At 74.4% G+C, this 22,620-nt stretch carries 1 protein-coding gene; it reads left to right on the top strand.

Annotation, left to right across the window (positions count from 1 at the left end; translation table 11 throughout):
• Positions 1-3: 3 nt before the first annotated feature.
• A complete protein-coding gene (locus ACFZDA_RS26980; protein WP_391086308.1) occupies positions 4-22,554 on the top strand; it encodes a non-ribosomal peptide synthase/polyketide synthase in 22,551 nt (7,516 codons plus the stop codon).
• The last annotated feature ends 66 nt before the right edge of the window (positions 22,555-22,620 follow it).

The following is a 22,620-nucleotide window of genomic DNA, read 5'->3' as shown; positions in this document are numbered from 1 at the left end:
TCGATGTCCGTTCCCGGTTCGGCGCCCGTCTCCGACTCCGCGTTCCGCCCGCTCTCGTCGGCCCAGCTCGGCATCTGGGTGGCGCAGCAACTGGAGCCGCGCAGCCCGGTGTTCAACATCGGCGGGTACCTGGAGATCTACGGCGACGTGGACGAGCGGCTGTTCGAGACGGCGCTGCGCCGCGCCCTGAACGAGACCGAGGCCGTGCGCGTCCGCTTCCACGAGCGGCCGGACGAGCCCGTGCAGGAGCTCCTCGCCGAGCTCACCGGGCCGGTGCTCGCCACGATCGACGTCAGCGACGAGCCCGATCCGCGGGCGGCCGCCGAGGAGTGGATGCGGGCGGACATGGCGACGCCGGTGCCGCTGACCGAGGGCCCGCTGTTCACCCAGGCCCTCTTCAAGGCCGCGCCGGGACGGTACTTCTGGTACCACCGCTACCACCACATCGTCGTGGACGGGTACGGCGTGTGGCTCATCGGCCGCCGCATCGGCGAGATCTACACGGCCCTGGCGGCGGGCCGGGACGCCGCCCCCTGCACCTTCGCCCCGCTGTCGGCCGTGCTCGACGAGGACCGCGCCTACCTCGCCTCCCCGCAGCACGACGAGGACCGGGGGTTCTGGACCGGCCGCCTGGCCCAGTGGCCCGAGCCGCTCGCCCTGGGCGGACGGATGGCCACCGCGTCCTGGACCTTCCTGCGCCAGGACGACATCCTGCCCGGGGCCGAACTGGACCGGCTCAAGTCGTTCGCCGAACGGGCCGGTGTCAGCTGGTACCGGGTCGTGCTGGCCGCGTTCGCCGCCTACCTGCACCGTATGACGGGCCGTCAGGACGTCCTGTTGAACATCCCCGTCACCGGCCGCACCACCGAGGTGGGCCGCGGCACGCCCTCGATGCTGACCAGCGCCCTGCCGCTGCGGGTCGCCGTCCGCCCCGACATGACGCTCGAGTCCCTGGTGGCGGCGGTGTCCCGGGAGACCTCGGCGACCCTGCGCCACCAGCGCTACCGCTACGAGGAACTGCGCCGCGAACTGAAGCAGTCCGAGGGCGGCCCGGTGATGCTGGGCCCCACGGTGAACATCATCCCGTTTGCCGAGGAGCCGCGGTTCGCCGACGCCAGGTCCGCCCGCCGCACCATCTCCACCGGCATCATCGACGACCTGAAGATCACCGCCTACGAGCACCCCGATGTCGGCGGCCTCCAGCTCTACATCGAGGCCAACCCGGCGGTGTACAGCGCCGACGACCTCGCCGGGCACCGGCGCCGCTTCCTGGCCCTGCTGACCCAGCTGGTCACCGCGGAGCCCACGGCCCTGGTCGGCGGGCTCGACCTGCTCTCCGCCGAGGAGCACGCGGCCCTGACCGCACCCCGCCCGGCCCTCGCCGCGCCGGACCGCACCGCGACCCTGCCCGCGCTCTTCGCCCGCCGGGCCGCGCGCACCCCGCACGCCCCCGCGCTCACCGAGCCCGCCACGGGCACCACGCTCGACTACCGGACCCTCGACGAGGCCTCCGACCGACTGGCCCGGCTGCTGACCGACCGCGGCGTCCGCGCCGGCCACGTCGTGGGCGTCGCCCTCCCCCGCGGCGCCGCACTGGTCACCGCCCTGCTCGCGGTGCTCAAGACCGGCGCCGCCTATCTGCCCCTCGACCCCGCCTACCCGGCCGAGCGCCTCGCCTACATGGCGGGGGACGCCCAGGCCCGGGTCGTCGTCACCGACATCGCGTCGGCCGCGGTCGTCCGGGGTACCGGCGCCGCACTCGTCGTCCTGGACGACCCGGACACCCCGGCGGCCCTGACCGCCCAGCCCGCGGGGCCCCCGGCTGCGGGGCCGCGGCCGGAGTCCCCCGCCTACGTGATGTACACCTCCGGCTCCACCGGCCGCCCCAAGGGCGTGGTGGTGACCCACCACAACGTGGTCCGGCTCTTCGACGCGACCCGCGCACAGTTCGGCTTCGACGCCGAGCAGGTGTGGACGCTGTTCCACTCGGTCTCCTTCGACTTCTCCGTCTGGGAGATGTGGGGCGCCCTGCTGCACGGCGGACGCCTCGTCGTCGTCAGCCACGAGGTGAGCCGGGCGCCGTCGGAGTTCCTCGCCCTGCTCGCCGAGGAGGGCGTCACCCACCTCAGCCAGACCCCGTCCGCGTTCTACCAGCTGATCCACGCGCAGCGGGAACAGCCCGGCCTGCGCGGCAAGCTGGCGCTGCGGCACGTCGTCTTCGGCGGCGAGGCGCTGGAGCCCGAGCGGCTGGCCGACTGGTACGCCCTGCACGGGCCGGACTCGCCGCGCCTGATCAACATGTACGGCATCACCGAGACCACCGTGCACACCACCTGCCTGGAGCTGACCGGCGACACGGCGGGCGGCGGGCGCAGCCCGATCGGCCGTGCGCTGGCCGACGTCCGGGTGTACGTGCTCGACGACGCCCTGTGCCCGCTGCCGTGGGGCGTGGAGGGCGAGCTGTACGTGGCGGGCGAAGGGCTGGCCCGGGGCTACGCGGGCCGTCCCGGCCTGACCGCGGAGCGGTTCGTGGCGTGTCCGTTCGGCGCGCCGGGCGAGCGCATGTACCGCACCGGCGACCGCGGGCGGATGCACGCCGACGGGTCCGTGGAGTACCTGGGCCGCGCCGACGACCAGGTGAAGGTCCGTGGTTTCCGCATCGAACTGGGCGAGATCGAGGCCGCTCTGACCTCGCATCCCGCGGTGTCCCAGGCGGTGGTGACGGTCCATGAGGACCCCGCCGCTGGTCGTCGCCTGGTGGCGTATGTGGTGCCGGTGGCGGAGCGGGTCGGCGTCGACGAAGTGCGGGCGCACTGTGCGCAGGTGTTGCCGGGCCACATGGTCCCGGCGGCGTTCACCTGGCTCGAAGCCCTGCCCCTGACCCCGAACGGCAAACTGGACCGGGCAGGACTGCCCGACCCGGTGTTCGGCGGCTCCGGCACCCGGCGCGGGCCCCGCTCGATGCGCGAGGAACTCCTCTGCCAGGTCTTCACCGACGTCCTCGACGTCACCGACGTCGGCATCGACGACAGCTTCTTCGACCTCGGCGGCGACTCGCTGCTGGCGATGCGGCTGGTCGGCCGGGTGCGCTCCGTCCTGGGCGTGGAACTGCCGATCCGCGCCGTCTTCCAGTCCCCCACCGTCGCCGGCCTCGCAGGCTGGCTGGAACGGGGCGACCGCAGCCGGGCCGGGGTGGTGGCGCGAGAGCGCGGCGAGCGGGTGCCGCTGTCGTTCGCGCAACGCCGTCTGTGGTTCCTGCACCGCCTCGAAGGCCCCGGAGCCACCTACAACATCCCCCTGGGCGTCCGGCTCCACGGCCGACTCGACATCACCGCCCTGGAGTCGGCGGTCCGCGACGTCGTCATCCGGCACGAAGCACTGCGCACCGTCTTCGGCGAAGCCGAAGGCGAGCCCTACCAGCGCATCCTCGACGCCGACGAACTGACCGTCCCCTGGGAAGTCGTGCCCGCCACCGAAGGCGACGTGGACGAGCGACTGGTGGAAGCAGCCCGCCACGGCTTCGACCTGTCCGTCGAACCACCCCTGCGGGCCTCCCTGTTCGAGGTCGGCGCCGACGAGTGGGTGCTGTTGCTGCTCGTCCACCACATCGCCGGCGACGGCTGGTCCCTGCGCCCCCTGCTGCGCGATCTCTCGGTGGCATACGCGGCACGCGCCACCGGTGAAGCCCCCGGCTGGCAGCCACTGCCCGTGCAGTACGCCGACTACGCCCTGTGGCAGCGAGAACTCCTGGGGGACGAGAGCGATGAAGAGTCGCTGGGCGCACGGCAGCTGGGGTACTGGCGGGACCGGCTCGCGGGGGCTCCGGCGGAGTTGAGGCTGCCGGTGGACCGGCCGCGGCCCGCGGTGGCGGGGTATCGCGGCGACGCCGTCGACGTGACCTGGGACGCGGCAGTGCACGAGCGGCTGGCCGCGCTGGCCGCCGACTGCGGAGTGACCCTGTTCATGGTCCTCCAGGCCGGCATGGCGGCACTCCTGTCCCGGCTCGGCGCCGGCACCGACGTACCCCTGGGCAGCCCGATCGCCGGGCGTGGGGACGCGGCGCTGGACGACCTCGTCGGGTTCTTCGTCAACACGCTGGTGCTGCGCACGGACGTGTCGGGCGACCCGAGCTTCCGTGAGCTGGCCGGACGGGTGCGGACAGGGGACCTGGAGGCGTACGCGCACCAGGACCTGCCCTTCGAACGGCTGGTGGAAGTCCTCAACCCCGAGCGCTCCGCCGCCCGCCAGCCCCTCTTCCAGGTCATGGTGGCGCTGAACAACGCGGGCGAGGCGCGCCTCGACTTCCCCGGGCTCGACGCCACGCTCGAACCGGTCAACACCAAGATCGCCAAGTTCGACCTCACGCTGAACCTCACCCAGCGCCGCACCGCCGCCGGAGCCCCCGGCGGCCTGGACGGCATCCTCGAGTTCGACACGGATCTGTTCGACCGCGCCACGGTCGAGCGGATGACGGGCTGGCTGATCCGGCTGCTGGAGGCCGTCGCCGCCGACCCGGACCGGCCCGTCGGCTGCGTCGACATCCTCGAACCCGACGAGCGCGACCGGATCCTCACCGCCTGGAACGACACGCACCACGCCGACGAGGACGTCACCGTCACCGAACTCCTGGACCGGCAGGCCGAGGCGGCTCCGGACGCACCGGCCGTACGGGACGGCGACGGGCACGAACTGACCTACCGCGAACTCCACCGCCGGGCGGACGAACTGGCCGCCCGGATCACGGCCGCGGGCGTCGGCCCGGAGGACGTGGTCGGGCTCGCGCTGCCCCGCTCGGTGCACCTGGTGACCGCCGTGCTCGCGGTCCTCAAGGCCGGCGCCGCCTACCTGCCGCTCGACCCGGACTACCCGGCCGACCGGCTCGGCTACATGATCGAGGACGCGCAGCCGTCGCTGATCCTCACCACGGAGGAACTCGCCGGCCGGCTCCCGGCCGACGGGGCCGGGCTCCTCGTCATCGACCGCGAGGCCGACCCGGGCGCGGACGCCGAAGCCGGCGCAGGGGCACGAGCGGCCCGGCGTCCTGGGCCCCCGCGCCCCGAGCACCCGGCCTACGTGCTGTTCACCTCCGGCTCCACCGGCCGCCCCAAGGGCGCCGTGCTGCCCCACTCGGGGATCGTCAATCTCGTCGCCTGGGCCCGCACCGACGTGGGCGTGGACACCTTCCGCAGGACGATCGCGGCGACCTCGCTGAACTTCGACTCGTCCGTCTTCGAGATCCTCGTCCCGCTGTGCCTCGGCGGTTCCATCGAGATCGTGCAGGACCTGCTCAGCCTGGCCGACCGCTCGGACAGCGCCACCCTGACCGTGTCCGTGCCCTCCGCGGTGACCTCGCTCCTTCAGGCCGGTACCCGCTTCACCATGGACAGCGTCGCCGTGGCGGGCGAGGCGCTCACGGCCGACGCCTGCGCCCGCATCACCGCGGCCCTGCCGGGCGCCCGGGTGCTCAACCTGTACGGCCTCACCGAGGCGTCCGTCTACTCCACGGCCTGGCATTCCGACCGCGAGAGCGGCGCCCCCACCATCGGCAGGCCCGTCCGCAACACCCGGGCCTATGTGCTCGACGAGGCGCTGCGTCCGGTGCCGTGGGGTGTCGAGGGCGAGCTGTACGTGGCGGGTGAGGGACTGGCCCGTGGGTATGTGGGCCGCCCCGGCCTGACCGCGAACCGCTTCGTCGCCTGCCCGTTCGGCGGGCCCGGGGAGCGCATGTACCGCACCGGCGACCTCGCCCGCTGGGACGCCGACGGACAACTGGTGTACGCCGGCCGCGCCGACGACCAGGTGAAGGTCCGTGGTTTCCGCATCGAACTGGGCGAGATCCAGGCCGTGCTGGAGCGTCACCCCGCCGTGCGGCGGGCCGTCGTCGACGTACGCACCGACGGGCAGGGCGAACGCCGCCTGGTGGCGTATGTGGTGCCGGTGGCGGAGCGGGTCGGCGTCGACGAAGTGCGGGCGCACTGTGCGCAGGTGTTGCCGGGCCACATGGTCCCGGCGGCGTTCACCTGGCTCGAAGCCCTGCCCCTGACCCCGAACGGCAAACTGGACCGGGCAGGACTGCCCGACCCGGTGTTCGGCGGCTCCGGCACCCGGCGCGGGCCCCGCTCGATGCGCGAGGAACTCCTCTGCCAGGTCTTCACCGACGTCCTCGACGTCACCGACGTCGGCATCGACGACAGCTTCTTCGACCTCGGCGGTCACTCGCTGCTGGCGATGCGGCTGGTCGGCCGAGTGCGCTCCGTCCTAGGCGTGGAACTGCCGATCCGCGCCGTCTTCCAGTCCCCCACCGTCGCCGGCCTCGCAGGCTGGCTGGAACACGGCGGCCAGAGCCGCGCCCCGGTGGTGGCCCGCGAACGCGGCGAACGAATTCCCCTGTCGTTCGCGCAACGCCGCCTGTGGTTCCTGCACCGCCTCGAAGGCCCCGGAGCCACCTACAACATCCCCCTGGGCGTCCGGCTCCACGGCCGACTCGACCTCACCGCGCTGGAGTCGGCGGTCCGTGACGTCGTCATCCGGCACGAGGCACTGCGCACCGTCTTCGGCGAAGCCGAAGGCGAGCCCTACCAGCGCATCCTCGACGCCGACGAACTGACCGTCCCCTGGGAAGTCGTGCCCGCCGAAGGCGACGTGGACGAGCGACTGGTGGAAGCAGCCCGCCACGGCTTCGACCTGTCCGTCGAACCACCCCTGCGAGCCTCCCTGTTCGAGGTCGGCACGGACGAGTGGGTGCTGTTGCTGCTCGTCCACCACATCGCCGGCGACGGCTGGTCCCTGCGCCCCCTGCTGCGCGACCTCTCGGTGGCATACGCGGCACGCACCACCGGCGAAGCCCCCGGCTGGCAGCCACTGCCCGTGCAGTACGCCGACTACGCCCTGTGGCAGCAGGAGTTGCTGGGAGACGAAGCTGACGAGGACTCCCTTGCCGCACGGCAGCTGGGGTACTGGCGGGACCGGCTCGCGGGGGCGCCGGCGGAGTTGAGACTGCCGGTGGACCGGCCGCGCCCCGCGGTGGCGGGGTATCGCGGCGACGCCGTCGACGTGACCTGGGACGCGGCAGTGCACGAACGGCTGGCCGCGCTGGCCGCCGACTGCGGAGTGACCCTGTTCATGGTCCTCCAGGCCGGCATGGCGGCACTCCTGTCCCGGCTCGGCGCCGGCACCGACATACCCCTGGGCAGCCCGATCGCCGGACGCGGGGACGCGGCCCTGGACGACCTCGTCGGATTCTTCGTCAACACGCTGGTACTGCGCACGGACGTGTCGGGCGACCCGAGCTTCCGTGAGCTGGCCGGACGGGTACGGGCGATGGACCTGGAGGCGTACGCGCACCAGGACCTGCCCTTCGAACGGCTGGTGGAAGTCCTCAACCCCGAGCGCTCCGCCGCCCGCCAGCCCCTCTTCCAGGTCGTCGTCGCACTCCAGAACATGGCGCTGCCGGAACTGGACTTCGCCGGCCTCGACGCCACGCCCCGGCCCGTCAACCCGGGCATATCCCGCTTCGACCTCTCCGTGATCCTGTCCGAGCACCGCGACGCGAACGGGGGCCCCGACGGGCTGCGCGGCGTCGCCGAGTTCGACACCGATCTGTTCGACCGCGGCACGGTCGAGCGGATGATGGGCTGGCTGATCCGGCTGCTGGAGGCCGTCGCCGCCGACCCGGACCGGCCCGTCGGCTCCGTCGACATCCTCGAACCCGACGAGCGCGACCGGATCCTCACCGCCTGGAACGACACCGGCACCACCCCGCCGCCCACGACCCTGCCCGCGCTGTTCGAGGCGCGGGCCGCCGAGACGCCCGGCGCGCTCGCCGTCGTGGGGAACACCGAGGAACTGGACTACCGCGAGCTCAACACCCGCGCCAACCGCCTGGCCCACACCCTCATCGGCCGCGGTGTCGGCCCGGAGGACGTGGTCGGGCTCGCGCTGCCCCGCTCGGTGCACCTGGTCGTCGGCGCGCTCGCCGTGGTCAAGGCCGGCGCCGCCTACCTGCCGCTCGACCCGGACTACCCGGCCGACCGGCTCGGCTACATGATCGAGGACGCCGGGCCGTCCCTCGTCCTCACCACCGAGGACCTCGCGGCCCGGCTCCCGGCCGACACCGCCGAGGTGCTCCTCGTCGACGGCCCGGACGCGGCGGGCACAGCGGCCCGGGACACCGATCCCACCGACGCCGACCGCCGCCGGCCGCTGCACCCCGAGCACCCCGCCTACGTCATCTACACCTCCGGCTCCACCGGCCGCCCCAAGGGCGTCGTCGTGACCCACGCCGGTCTGCCCGGCCTGATCGCGACCATGGCGGACCGCTTCGGCATCACCGGGGCCGACCGGGTGCTCCAGGCCGCCTCCCCCAGCTTCGACGCCTCCGTGATGGAACTGCTCATGGCGCTGCCCAACGGCGCGGCCCTCGTGGTGCCGCCCGAGGGCGCCGTGCTCGCCGGCGACGGCCTGGCCGGCGTGCTCGCCGAGCGTGCGGTGTCGCTGGCGCTGATCCCGCCCACGGTGCTCGCCACCGTCCAGCCCGCCCGCCTGGAGACGTTCCGCACCCTGCTGGTCGGCGGCGAGGCATGCTCCCCGGACCTCGTCGCCCGCTGGTCGGCCGGCCGCCGCATGATCAACGCGTACGGCCCCACCGAGGCCACCATCTGCGCCACCACCAGCCAGCCGCTCTCCGGCGCCGGCACCCCGCCGATCGGCAGCCCCGTGGTCCACGCACGGGCCTATGTCCTCGACGACGCCCTGCGGCCCGTGCCCGCCGGAGTGGCCGGCGAGCTGTACATCGCCGGCACCGGACTGGCCCGCGGCTATCTGCGCCGCCCCGGCCTGACCGCGAGCCGCTTCGTCGCCTGCCCGTTCGGCGGGCCCGGGGAGCGCATGTACCGCACCGGCGACCTCGCCCGCTGGGACGCCGACGGACAACTGGTGTACGCCGGCCGCGCCGACGACCAGGTCAAGGTCCGCGGCTTCCGCATCGAACCCGGCGAGATCGAGGCGATCCTCAAGGAGCACGACTCCGTCGACCAGGCCGCCGTGGTGACCCGGCCCGACCACACCGGCGTCGACCGGCTCGTCGCCTATGTGACGACCGCCGACCCGTCCGGCGCCGAGGTGCGGGACGACGCCGGGCGCCGCGTGGGCGAGTGGCAGGAGATCTTCGACGCCCAGTACGCCGACGCCTCACAGGCCGTCTTCGGCGAGAACTTCGGCGGCTGGAACAGCAGTTACGACGGGACGCCGATCGCCCTGGAACAGATGGAGGAGTGGCGTGCCGCCACCCTCGACAGCATCCTCTCGCTACGGCCCCGCCGCATGCTGGAGATCGGTGTCGGCACCGGTCTGCTGCTGGCCACCCTCGCCGCGCGCAGCGACGAGTACTGGGGCACCGACCTGTCTCCCGCGGTGATCGACGCGTTGCGCGAGCAGATCGCCGTCCGGCCCGAACTGAGCTCCCGGGTCCGCCTGTCGGCGCGCGCGGCCGACGACTACGACGGCCTGCCCACCGGCGTCTTCGACACCATCGTCGTCAACTCCGTCGTGCAGTACTTCCCGAACCTCGACTACCTCACCGAGGTCATCCGCAAGTCCGTCGACGCGCTGGCCCCCGGAGGCCGCCTCTTCCTCGGCGACATCCGCAACCTGCGGCTGCTGCGCACCCTGCGCACCGCCGTCGAGCTCACCCGCAGCGCCGACTCCAACGACGCGGCGGCCCTGCGCCGGGCCATCGACCGCAGGACCGCCCTGGAGAAGGAACTCCTCGTCGACCCCGACTACTTCGCGGGCCTGACCGGCCTGATCGACGAGGTCGGCGGCGTCGACGTACGGATCAAACGGGGCGCGCACCACAACGAGATGAGCCGCTACCGCTACGACGTGGTCGTCCACAAGCGGACGGGCGGCGGCGTGCCGTCCCTCGCGGACGTGCGCCGCGTGCCCTGGCAGGGGCCGGACGCCGTGGAGCCGCTGGCGGCCGAGGCGGCGCGGCGGGGCGAGGCCGTCCGCCTGACCGGTGTGCCCAACCGGCGGGTCGCCGACGAGGCCGCCGCCACCCGCGCCCTGCACGCCCGGGAGCCCCTCGACACCGTGCGGAGGCTGTTCGGGGCCGTCGACCCGGCCCTGCCGGCCCCCGACGACTTCCACTCGATCGCCGGCCGGCACGGCCTGCGCGCCTTCCTCACCTGGAACGCCGAGGCCGAGGACGGCAGCCTCGACATCGTCCTCGTACCGCGCGAGCACCTCGCGGACGACGACCCGGCACCGGTCCTCGACGGCCTGTACACGCCCGGGCCGGGGCGGCGCACCACCGGCCGCCCGCACGCCAACGACCCCGCCCGCCCGCCCCAGGACGCGGACGCGCTCGTCGCCGCGCTCAAGGGCGAGCTGCGCGACCGGCTGCCCGAGCACATGCTGCCCGCGGCCCTCGTCGTCCTGCCCGAACTGCCCCGCACCGGCAGCGGCAAGCTGGACCGCGCCGCGCTGCCCGCACCGGACTTCGCGGTCCGCGCCCAGGGCCGCGCACCGCGCACCCCGCACGAGGAGATCCTCTGCGCCCTGTGCGCGGAGGTGCTGGGCCTGCCCGCCGTCAGCATCGACGACAACTTCTTCGACCTCGGCGGACACTCCCTGCTCGCCACCCGGCTGACCAGCCGCATCCGCGCGGAACTCGGCCAGGAGCTGAGCGTGCGCAGCATCTTCGAGGCGCCGACGGTGGCCGGCATGGCCCGCCGGCTCGGCGCCGCGAGCGGCCACCGGCCGCCGCTGACCGCGACGGCCAGGCCCGAGCGGATCCCGCTGTCGTTCGCACAGCGCCGTCTGTGGTTCCTCGACCGGCTCCAGGGTCCGAACCCGGCGTACAACATCGCCCTCGCCCTCCGCCTGGAGGGACGGGTCGACACCGCCGTGCTGCGCGCCGCCGTACGGGACGTGATCACCCGCCACGAGGCGCTGCGCACCCGTCTGGTCGCCGTGGACGGCAAGGCGTACCAGGACATCGTCGACCCGGACCGGGCCGAGCCGCACTGGGAGACGGCCTCCTGCGGCCGCCACGAACTCCCCGGCCGGCTGGCCCGCGCCCGCGAGTACTGCTTCGACCTGGCGGCCGATCTGCCGCTGCGCTGCACCCTGTTCGAGGTCGACGAGCGCGAGCGCGTCCTGCTGCTGCTCATCCACCACACGGCGGGCGACGGCTGGTCCATGCGGCCGCTCATCGACGACCTGACGTCCGCGTACACCAGCCGGGTGCGGGGGCACGCCCCGCAGTGGCAGCCGCTGCCGGTGCAGTACGCCGACTACACGCTGTGGCAGCAGGACGTGCTCGGCGCCGAGGACGACCCCGACAGCCTCGCGGCGGCCCAGCTGAGGTACTGGACGGAGACGCTGCGCGGCGCCCCCGCCGAACTGCCCCTGCCCACCGACCGGCCCCGCCCGCCGGTCGCCAGCTACCGCGGCGACGAGTGCTTCTTCACCGTCGACCCGGTGCTGCACCAGGAGCTGCTGCGGCTCGCCCAGGAGAACCAGGCCACCTTGTTCATGGTGCTGCAGACGGCCCTGGTCGCCACCCTCGTCCAACTGGGCGCGGGCACCGACATCCCGCTCGGCAGCCCCATCGCCGGCCGAACCGACGACGGCCTCAACGACCTGGTCGGCTTCTTCGTCAACACACTGGTGCTGCGCACCGACGCCTCCGGCGACCCGGGCTTCCGGGAGCTGCTGGCCCGGGTGCGTGCCACGGACCTGGCCGCGTACGCGCACCAGGACCTGCCGTTCGAGCGGCTCGTCGACGCCCTCAACCCCGAGCGGACCATGGCCCGCCAGCCGCTCTTCCAGGTCGCGGTCCAGCTGCAGAACATGGAGCGTGCCCAGCTGTCCCTGCCCGACCTGCGGGTCGCCGTCGAACCGGTGCGCGGCACCGTCGCCCGCTTCGACCTGTCCTTCCACTTCCGGGAGCGGTTCACCGCCGACGGCCGGCCCGACGGTCTGGAGGCCGTGGTCGACTACAGCACCGACCTGTTCGACCGCTCCACCGTCGAGGAGGCCGGGGCCCGCCTGGTGCGCGTGCTGGAGGCGGTGGTCGCCGACCCGGAGCGCCGCGTCACCCGGCAGGAGATCCTCACCGAGCGGGAATGGCAGCGCTGCGTCGTCGAGTTCAACGCCACCGAGCGTCCCCTTCCGCAGGCCGGCACGGCCGTGCACCGGCTGTTCGCCGAGCAGGCCGCCCGCACGCCCGACGCCCCCGCGGTGGTCACCGACGACGTCGAGCTGAGCTACCGCGAGCTCGACGCGCGGGCCAACCGCATGGCCCACCGGCTGCGCGCCCTCGGCATCGGACCCGAGTCCTGCGTCGGCGTGCTCCAGGACCGCACCGCCGACCTGGTGGTGTCCCTGCTGGCCGTCCTCAAGGCCGGTGGCGCCTATGTCCCGCTGCACTCCGGCTACCCGGCCGCCCGCATGCGGCAGGTGATGCGGGAGAGCGGCGCGCAGGTCCTCCTCGTCGACCGGGCCATGCGGGAGCGGGAGTTCGAGCACTCGGCGCACGTCGTGGTGGTCGACGCCGAGGAGACCCGCGCCGAGCGGTGGCCCGACACCGACCCCGGGCTCACGGGCGACCCCGAACAGCTCGCGTACGTGATGTACACGTCGGGCTCCACGGGCGTCCCCAAGGGCAGCGGCATCACCCACCGCGACGTGGTCCACCTGGCGCTCGACGGCTGCTGGGACTCCGGGCCCGGTTCCCGCGTGCTGATGCAGTCCCCGTACGCCTTCGACATCTCGACGTACGAGCTGTGGACCCCGCTGCTCACCGGCGGCGCCGTGGTCGTGGCACCGTCCGCCGAGCCCGACGTGGCGCGCTTGCGCCGGCTCTTCACCGAACACCGGGTCACCGGCGCGCTGTTGACCTCGGGCCTGTTCGGCGTCGTGGCCGACGAGGCGCCCGACTGCTTCGCGGGCATGCGGGAGATCTGGACCGGCGGCGACGTCGTCCCGCCCACCGCCGTGCAGCGGGTGCTCGACGCCTGCCCCGACACCGTCGTGAAGTGCCTGTACGGCCCGACCGAGACCACCCTCGGCGTCACCTGGTTCGGGATCCGGGCACCCGAGCGCATCGGTTCCGCGGTGCCCATCGGCCGGCCGCTCGACAACACCCGCGCCTACGTCCTCGACGACCGGCTCGCACCCCTGCCGGTGGGCGGCGCCGGCGAGCTGTACATCGCCGGCGCCGGGCTGGCCCGCGGCTATGTGGGCCGCCCGGGACTGACCGCCGAGCGGTTCGTCGCCTGCCCCTTCGGCGCACCCGGCGAGCGCATGTACCGCACCGGTGACGTCGTGCGCCGCCGCCCCGACGGCGTCCTGGAGTTCGTCGGCCGCGCCGACGAGCAGATCAAGGTGCGCGGCTTCCGCGTCGAACCGGGCGAGATCGAGCTGGCCCTGGCGGGCCACCCCGACGTGGCGCGGGCCGCCGTGGTGCTCACCGAGGTGCAGCCCGGCGAGCGCCGGCTCGTGGCCTATGTACTGCCGCGCGGCAAGCACGGGGTCGAGGCCCGGGCGCTGCGCCACCATCTGGCCGGACAGCTCCCGGAGTTCATGGTGCCGGCGGCGTTCGTGGAGCTCGACGGCTTCCCGCTCACGCCGAACGGCAAGCTCGACCGCGGCGCCCTGCCGCGCCCCGACCTCGGCGCGCACGCCGGTGGCCGGGGCGCCGCCACGGCCACCGAGAAGGCCGTCGGCAAGCTCTTCGCCGATCTGCTCGGACTGCCGGACGTCGGCGCCGAGGACAGTTTCTTCGACATCGGCGGCGACAGCATCCTGTCGATCCAGCTCGTCAGCCGCGCCCGCAAGGCGGGCCTCGACCTGTCCGCGCGTGACGTCTTCCAGCACAAGACGGTGGCCCGGCTCGCCGAACTGGCCGACAGCCGGCGCACCCCCGAACCGCAGCCGCGGGAGGCGCCCGCGGCCCCGCCCGCCGACAGCGGGCCCGTGCCGCTCACGCCGATGGCGCACTGGCTGCGCGAGCAGGGCGGCGACATCGACGGCTTCCACCAGGCGATGACCCTTCAGGTGCCGGACGACGCGGACGAGAAGGACGTACGCACCCTGCTGCAGTGGCTGCTCGACCGGCACGACGCGCTGCGGCTCAGGCTTGGCCGTCTGGCGCAGGGCCTCGTCTGGACCCTTCAGACGCTGCCGCGCGGTGCCGTCGACGCCACCGACTGCCTGCGCACCACGGCCGGCGACACGGACGCCGCCGAGGCGGTGCGGCGGCTCGACCCCGGGGCCGGGCGGCTGGTGCAGGCCGTCCTCACTCCCGGCCGGCTGCTGCTCGTGGTGCACCACCTGGCGGTCGACGCCGTGTCGTGGGGCACGATCACCGCCGACCTGGCGGCCGGCTGGGCGGCCCTGCGGTCCGGCCGTGAACTGCCCCGCGACGAGGAGACCACCGCCGGCTTCCGGCAGTGGTCCCAGTGGCTGGCAGAACAGGCGAACGCCCCCGAATACCTGGCCGAACTGCCGTACTGGGTCGCCCAGTTGGAGAAGCCGGACGCGTCGCTGACCGAGGCCGCGCCGGTACCGCCCGCCGCGGCGGCCACCGCCGGGCACCTCACCGTCACCCTGCCCGCGGGCCCGAGCGCGGCGCTGCTCGCCCAGCCGTCGCGGGCCGGCGAGGAGATCCTGCTCACCGCCCTCGCGCTGGCCGTGGGCGACTGGCGGCGCGAGCGCGGGCTGCCGGCCGACGGCGGCCTGCTGGTCGACGTCGAGGGCCACGGACGCGACGGCGGCCCCGCGGGCGGCGACGTGGCCCGCACGGTCGGCTGGTTCACCAGCGTGCACCCGGTCCGGCTCGACCCCGGCGTGCACGGCGCCGGCCGGTCCGCGGCGCAGGCGCTCGCCGCCGTGCGGGAGCAGGTGGCCGCCGTGCCGGGCACGGGTCTCGGCTACGGCGTCCTGCGCCGGCTCAACGGCCAGACCGGCCCCATGCTGGCCGCTCTCGCCCGGCCGCAGATCGGCTTCAACTATCTGGGGCGGCCCGCCGCTTCGGCCCCCGGGCCCTGGCGCCCCGTCGGCTCGGCGGCGCCGGCGGGCGGCCTCGACCAGGGCATGGCGCTCCCCCACCTGCTCGACATCACCGGCTATTTCCAGGAGGGGGCGCGGGGCACCGAGTTCGCCGCCGGGTTCCTGTGGGCCGGCGAGCTGCTGACCGCCGAGGAGGTCGGCGCGCTGGCCCGGCACTGGGTGGCGGCCGTGACCGAACTCCTGGAGGACCGCGGCGGACAGCCCTCGGACCCCGGTCCCGACGCACCCGGCGACGGCCCGGCCGGGCGCGACGGACGCGACGGACGCGACGGCACCGGCACCGGCGCGGACGCCGACGGCGGCGGTCCGCAGCGCGACGGCACGCCCCCGGACGGCGACGAGCGCCCGCTCACCCCGCTCCAGGAAGGGCTGCTGTTCCACACGCTGTACGACGACGCGGCCGCCCCCGACCTGTACGCGGTCCAGCTCCGCCTCGACCTGGACGGGCCCCTCGACGCGGAGGTCATGGAGACGGCGTTCCGCTCGCTGCTCGCCCGGCAGCCCGCGCTGCGCGCCGGGTTCCGGACGGCGCCGGGCGGGCAGCCGGTGCAGTTCGACGGCGGGACCGACCGCTTCCGGCTGGCCCGCGCCGACCTGGCCGGCCTGGACGAGGCGGAGCGGGCCGTCCGGCTCGACCGGCTGACGGCCGAGGACCGGGACCGCCGCTTCGACCTCGCGGCGCCGCCCGCGCTGCGGGCCACGCTGGTCCGGCTCACGGAGCAGCGCCACCGCCTGCTGCTGACCCACCACCACATCCTGCTCGACGGCTGGTCGATGCCGCTGATGCTGCGGGAGCTGTTCGCGCACTACGCCGCGGGCGGCACCGACTCCGCCCTGCCGCCGAGCACGGACCCCCGCGCCTTCCTCGACTGGCTCGCGCTTCAGGACATGGACGCGGCGCAGGAAGCATGGCGGCGTCACCTCGCCGGGCTGTCCGGGCCGAGCCTGGTCGCCCCGGCCGGCCCGGTCGCGGTCGCCGTGCGCGCCGAACGGCTGGTGCGGGAACTGCCCGAGGAGCGCACCACGGTCCTCACCGCCTTCGCCCGGCGCCGCGGACTGACCCTCAGCAACCTGGTGCAGACGGCGTGGGCGCTGCTGCTGCGCCGGCTCACCGGGAGCAGCGACGTCGTGTTCGGCACCACGGTGGCCGGCCGCCCCGCGGACGTGCCCGGCGTGGAGAGCATGATCGGGCTGTTCATGAACACCGTGCCCACCCGGGTCCGGCTGGCCCCCGGCGAGCCCCTGGAACGGGTCCTCGACCGGCTGCGCGACGAACAGCTCGATGTGATGGACCACCATTTCCTGGGGCTCGGGCGGATCCAGGAACTGGCCGGGCACGGCGCCCTGTTCGACACGATCGTGGCCGTCGAGAACTTCCCCTCGTCCGGCGGCGAGGAGCCGGCTCCCGGGCTGCGGCTCGCCGGAGTGGGCAGCGCCGACGCCACTCACTACCCGCTGGGCCTCGCGGTCGGGCCGGGCGACCGGCTGCACTTCCGGCTCGACTACCGGCCGGACGTCTTCGAGGCCGCCGACGCCGAGCGGCTGCTCGACGAGTTCCTGCGCATCCTCGGCGCGCTGCCCGACGGCATCGGCCAGGCCGCGGGACGCCTCGACCCGCTCGACCCGGCCGAACGGCACCGGATCCTGGTCACGCCGAACGACACCGCGGGCGACCCCGGACGCACCGACGGCACCGTGCACGGCCGCTTCCTGGCCCAGGCCGAGCGGACCCCGGACGCCCCCGCCGTCATCGACGGCGAGCACACGCTGACCTACCGCGAACTGCGCGCGAGCGCCCTGCGGCTCGCGGCCCGGCTGCGCGCCGCGGGCGTGGGGCAGGAGACCCCGGTCGCCGTGCGGCAGGGCCGTTCCGCCGCACTCGTGGTGTCCACGCTCGCCGTCCTGCTGGCCGGCGGCGTGTACGTGCCGGTCAACCCGGACGACCCCGGGCAGCGGTTCGCCGCCGTGCTGCGCCGCACCGGGGCCGCTGTGCTGCTCTCCGACGCCGGGGACGGCGAGCGGGACCGGCTGCCGGACGGCGTCGAGGCGCTCGACGTACTCGATGTGCGCGATGTCCTCGACGAGGCCCGCACGGCCGACGGGGCCGACGATCCGGTCCCGCCGCCGGCCACGGACCCCGAGCAGCTCGCGTACGTCATGCACACCTCCGGCTCCACCGGCGAGGCGAAGGGCATCGGCATCACCCACCGCGACGTCCTGGCCCTCGCTCTCGACGGTTGCTGGCGCGCGGGCCCCGGCGAGCGCTTCCTGCTGCACTCGCCCTACGCCTTCGACGCCTCGACGTACGAGCTGTGGGTGCCGCTGCTGAGCGGGGCCGCCATCGTCGTGGCGCCTGCCGGCGAGCTGCGCGACACCACGGTGCGCGAGGCCGTCGCCCGGCACGGCGTCAGCTGCGTGATGATGGCCGCCGGCCTGTTCGGCGTGCTCGCCGACACCGCACCCGGCTGTTTCGCCGGAGTGCGCGACCTGTGGACCGGCGGCGACGTCGTCTCGGCCTCCGCGGTCCGCGCGGTCCTCGAACACAGCCCGGGCATCCGGATCAACAACCTCTACGGTCCGACCGAGACCACGCTCGGCGTGACCTGCCACGCGGTGCCCGAGACCGGGCCGGCGGACGCGGGCCTGCCGATCGGCCGCCCGCTGACGGACACCCGCGCCTATGTGCTGGACGCGGGACTGCTGCCGCTGCCCGACGGCTTCGTCGGCGAGCTGTACATCGCGGGGGCGGGACTGGCCCGCGGCTACACGGGCCGGCCCGAGCTGACCGCCGAGCGGTTCCTCGCCTGCCCCTTCGGCGCACCCGGCGAGCGCATGTACCGCACCGGCGACCTGGTGCGCCGCCGCCCCGACGGCGAGCTGGAGTTCGTCGGGCGCGCCGACGCCCAGGTCAAGCTGCGCGGCTACCGGATCGAGCCCGGCGAGATCGAGGCCCGGCTCGCGGCGCACCCCGACATCGTGCGGGCCGCCGTACTCACCCGCGAGACCGGGCCCGGCGACAAGCAGCTGGTCGGCTATGTGCTGCCCGAGGCGGGCGCGAGCAGCGGCCCGGACGACTGGAAGAACTGGATCGCCGAGGCGCTGCCCCCGTACATGGTGCCCGCCTGCCTCGTCGCGCTCGACGCCTTCCCGCTGACCTCCAACGGCAAGCTGGACCGCGCGGCGCTGCCCGTGCCGCAGACCGGCGCCGGCACCGGCCGCGGGCCCGGCACACCGCAGGAGGAGATGCTCTGCGAGGCCTTCGCCGGCGTCCTGGGCGTCCCCCGGGTCAGCGTCGACGACGACTTCTTCCGGCTCGGCGGTCACTCGCTCGGCGCGATGCGGCTGGTCAGCCGGATCCGTGCGCTGCTCGGCGTCGAACTGCCCGTCAGGACACTGTTCGAGGCACCCACACCGGCCCGGCTCGCCCGCCGCCTCGACGAGGGGAGCCGCCCCCAGGAGCCCCTGCTGCCCAGGGAGCGTCCGCAGCGGGTGCCGCTCTCCTTCGCGCAGCGCCGCCTGTGGTTCCTCCACCAGCTCCAGGGCCCCGGCGCGACGTACACCATCCCCATGGCGCTCCGGTTGACCGGCCCGCTCGACGTGCCGGCACTGCGCGCCGCCGTCCGGGACGTGATGCTGCGCCAGGAGGTGCTGCGGACCGTGTTCCCGGAGCACGACGGCGAGCCCTACCAGCGGGTGCTCGCCCCCGGCGAACTGCCCGAGCCGCTGCCGGCCGAGGACGTCGCGGGTCCGGAGGCGCTGACGGCGGCCCTGGCCGACGCGGTCGCCACCGGCTTCGACATCGGCTCGGAACCGCCGCTGCGCACCCGGGTGTTCAGGACCGGCCCCGACGAACACGTGCTGCTGGTCCTGCTGCACCACATCGCCGGCGACGGCTGGTCGGTGGGGGTCCTGACCCGGGAGATCGGCGCGGCCTACCGGGCCCGGGCCCAAGGGCAGGAGCCCGCCCTGGCGCCGCTGCCCGTCCAGTACGCCGACTACACCCTGTGGCAGCAGGACGTGCTCGGCGACGAGAGCGACGCCGACGCCCCGCTGGCGCGTCAGATCCGGTACTGGACCGAGCAGCTGGCCGACCTGCCGGCCGAGCTGGAACTCCCCGTGGACCGGCGCCGGCCGGCCGTGGTCAGCGGGGCGGGCGGCCTCGTTCCCTTCACCCTCGGCCCCGAACTGCACCGCCGGCTCACCGCCCTCGCCCGCGAGGAGCAGGCCACCTTGTTCATGGCCCTGCACGCCGGGCTCGCCGCCCTGCTGTCCCGGCTGGGCGCCGGCCAGGACATTCCCATCGGCAGTCCGGTCGCCGGGCGCTCCGACACCGCCGCCGACGACCTGGTCGGCTTCTTCGTCAACATGCTCGTGCTGCGTGCCGACGTCTCCGGCCATCCGGGCTTCCGCGAACTGCTCGGCCGGGTGCGCTCCACCGACCTGGACGCCTACGCCCACCAGGACGTGCCCTTCGAGCGGCTCGTCGAGGTGCTCAACCCCGAACGGTCGCTGGCCAGGCAGCCGTTGTTCCAGGTGGGTCTCGCGCTGCAGAACGCCCCGCGCGAGGACCTGGACCTGCCGGGACTGCGCGCCGAGTTCCTGCCGGTCGACCCGGGCACGGCCCGCTGGGACCTGACGTTCACCCTCACCCCGCAGGAGGACGAGGCCGGCGGGTGCGCGGGCGTCGAGGGATTCGTCGAGTACAGCACCGACGTGTTCGACGAGGAGACGGTGCAGGCCGTCGCCCGCCGCTACGTGGCCCTGCTGGAGCACGCCGTCGCGGACCCGGACCTGCCGGTGACCCGGATCCCGCTGCTCTGTGCCGAGGAGGCGGCACGCGCCGAGGAGTGGAGCACGGGCGCCGAGCTCCCGGCCGCGCCCGGCGCCGTGACGACCGTCCCGCAGGCGTTCGAGCGGGCCGTGCGGCGGGACCCGGACGCCGTCGCCGTGGTGTGCGGGGCGGACCGGCTCACGTACCGGGAGCTGAACGAGCGGGCCAACCGGCTGGCCCGGCTGCTGATCGCGCAGGGCGCCGGGCCGGAACGCACCGTGGCGCTCGCCCTGCCGCGCACGACGGACCTGGTGGTCGGTGTCCTCGGCGTGCTCAAGGCCGGGGCGGTGTACGTGCCGCTCGACCCGGCGCACCCCGCGCGGCGGCTCGCCGAGATCGTCCGCGACGCCGCGCCCGTGTGCCTGGTCACCGTCCGGGAGACCGCGTCGCTGCTGCCCGACGGGCCGCCCCGGATCGTCCTCGACACGACCGGCACCGCGGACGAACTGGTCGGGTTCCCCGCCGCCGACGTGACCGACGCGGAGCGCCGCGCCCCGCTGAGCGGCGCGCACGCCGCGTACGTCATCTACACCTCCGGGTCCACGGGCACCCCCAAGGGCGTCGTCGTGGCGCACTCCGGTGTGCTGCACCTGTTCCGGGCCGCCGACCGCTGGTACCGGTTCGACGAACCCGGGGTGTGGAGCGTCTTCCACTCCTACGCCTTCGACTTCTCCGTGTGGGAGCTGCTGGCGCCGCTGCTGCACGGCGGGCGCGCCGTCCTCGTCCCGTACGACACCGCGCACTCGGCCCGCGATCTCCTGGACCTGCTGGTGGCGGAGCAGGTCACGGTGCTGACCCAGACGCCGTCGGCCTTCCACGAGCTGGTGGCGGCCGTCCAGGAGGCCCCCGACCTGGCCGCACGGCTGGCGCTGCGGCATGTGGCCATCGGCGGGGAGATCCTCGAAACGGCCCGGCTCGCACCGTGGTACGAGCTGTTCCCCGCGGATGGGCCGCTGCTCGCCAACGTCTACGGGCCGACCGAGAACACCGTCCTGACCAGCTGCCACCCCATCGCGCACCCCGGGGCCGAACCGGCGAACATCCCCATCGGCGGGCCGTTCGACGGTCTGCGGATGCATGTGCTGGACGAGGGCCTGATGCCGGTCCCGCCGGGCGGCGTCGGCGAACTCCACCTGTCGGGACCGCAGGTGACCCGCGGCTATCTCAACCGCCCCGCGCTCACCGCGCAGCGGTTCGTCGCCTGCCCGTTCGGCGCGCCCGGCGAGCGGATGTACCGCACGGGCGACCTGGTGCGGCAACGGCCCGACGGGCAGGTGCAGTTCGTGCGGCGCGCGGACCACCAGGTGAAGGTGCGCGGCTTCCGTCTGGAGCTGGGCGAGATCGAGGCGCGGCTGCGCGCCCTGCCCGCCGTGGCCGAGACCACGGTCCAGGTGGTCGAGGGGCCGCGCGGAAAGCTGGTGGTCGGCTATGTCGTCCCGGCGGCCGGGGAGCCGGTCGACACGGCGGGGCTGCGCGACGCGCTCCACCGTGAACTGCCCGACTACATGGTGCCGTCGGTCTTCGTGGAGCTGCCCGAACTGCCGCTCAACCGCAACCGCAAGCTGGACCGGGCCGCGCTGCCCGTCCCCGACCTGGCCGGCGGCCCCGGCCGCCGGCCGCGTACCCCGCAGGAGCAGTCCCTGTGCGGGCTGTTCGCCGACGTCCTCGGGCTCGCGGACGTGGGCATCGACGACAACTTCTTCGAGCTGGGCGGGCATTCGCTGCTCGGCGCCCGCCTCGTCGCGGGGATCCAGCGCCTGACCGGGGAGCGGATATCGGTCCGCGTCCTGTTCGAGGCGCCCACTCCGGCGCGCCTCGCGGAACGGATCGGGCTGGCCACCTCGTCGACCGGGGCGCTGGAGCCCGTCCTGGAGCTGCGCGGCTCCGGCAGCGGGCCGGCGGTGTTCTGCGTGCATCCCGCGGGCGGCATCAGCTGGTGCTACGCGGGCCTGCTCCGCTCGCTCGGCCCCGAGTTCCCGCTGTACGGACTCCAGGCGCGGGGGCTCACCGTCCCGGACGCCCAGCCCGCATCGGTGGCGGAGATGGCCGCGGACTACGTCCGTCAGATGCGGCGGATCCAGCCGGACGGCCCCTACCACCTGGTGGGCTGGTCGTTCGGCGGAGTCGTGGCGCACACCATGGCCACGCTGCTGCAGGACCAGGGCGCCGAGGTCGGGGTGCTGGCCCTGCTGGACTCCTACCCGTACACCGGCGGCGCCGAGCCGGGGGTGCCGGGCGACGCGCAGATCCTGGCGAGCGCGCTGGACTACTTCGGCTCCCTCGACGGCGAGCTGGGGCATGACGACATGACCCCGGGGGCGGTCGCCCGGCTGCTGCGGGACAACGGCATCGAGGCGCTCGACGAGCGGCAACTCGCCGCGTTCGTCGAGGTGTACCGCACCAACTACGGGCTGCGTCAGGAGTACGAGCCGGGCCGCTTCCGCGGCGACGTGCTGCTGTTCCGGGCGGCCCTGGGCGACACCGCCCGGGTGGCCTCGGCACGCCTGTGGCAGCCGCATGTGGAGGGCCGCGTCGAGGTCCACGACATCGCCTGCGAACACCACCGGATGACCGAGCCCGAGCCGCTCGACGCGATCGGCCGGCTGCTCGGCCACGCCCTTGAGGGCGACGCGGCGTCACGGTAACGGGAAAGCCAAATACCCCAAAGAATGAGTAAAGAATTACGGCCCCGGTACACCGGGGCCGTAATT

This window comes from Streptomyces sp. NPDC007991, from assembly GCF_042958445.1.
In the GTDB taxonomy this organism is placed as follows: Bacteria; Actinomycetota; Actinomycetes; order Streptomycetales; family Streptomycetaceae; genus Streptomyces.
This window is presented reverse-complemented; position numbering and strand designations above follow the sequence as displayed.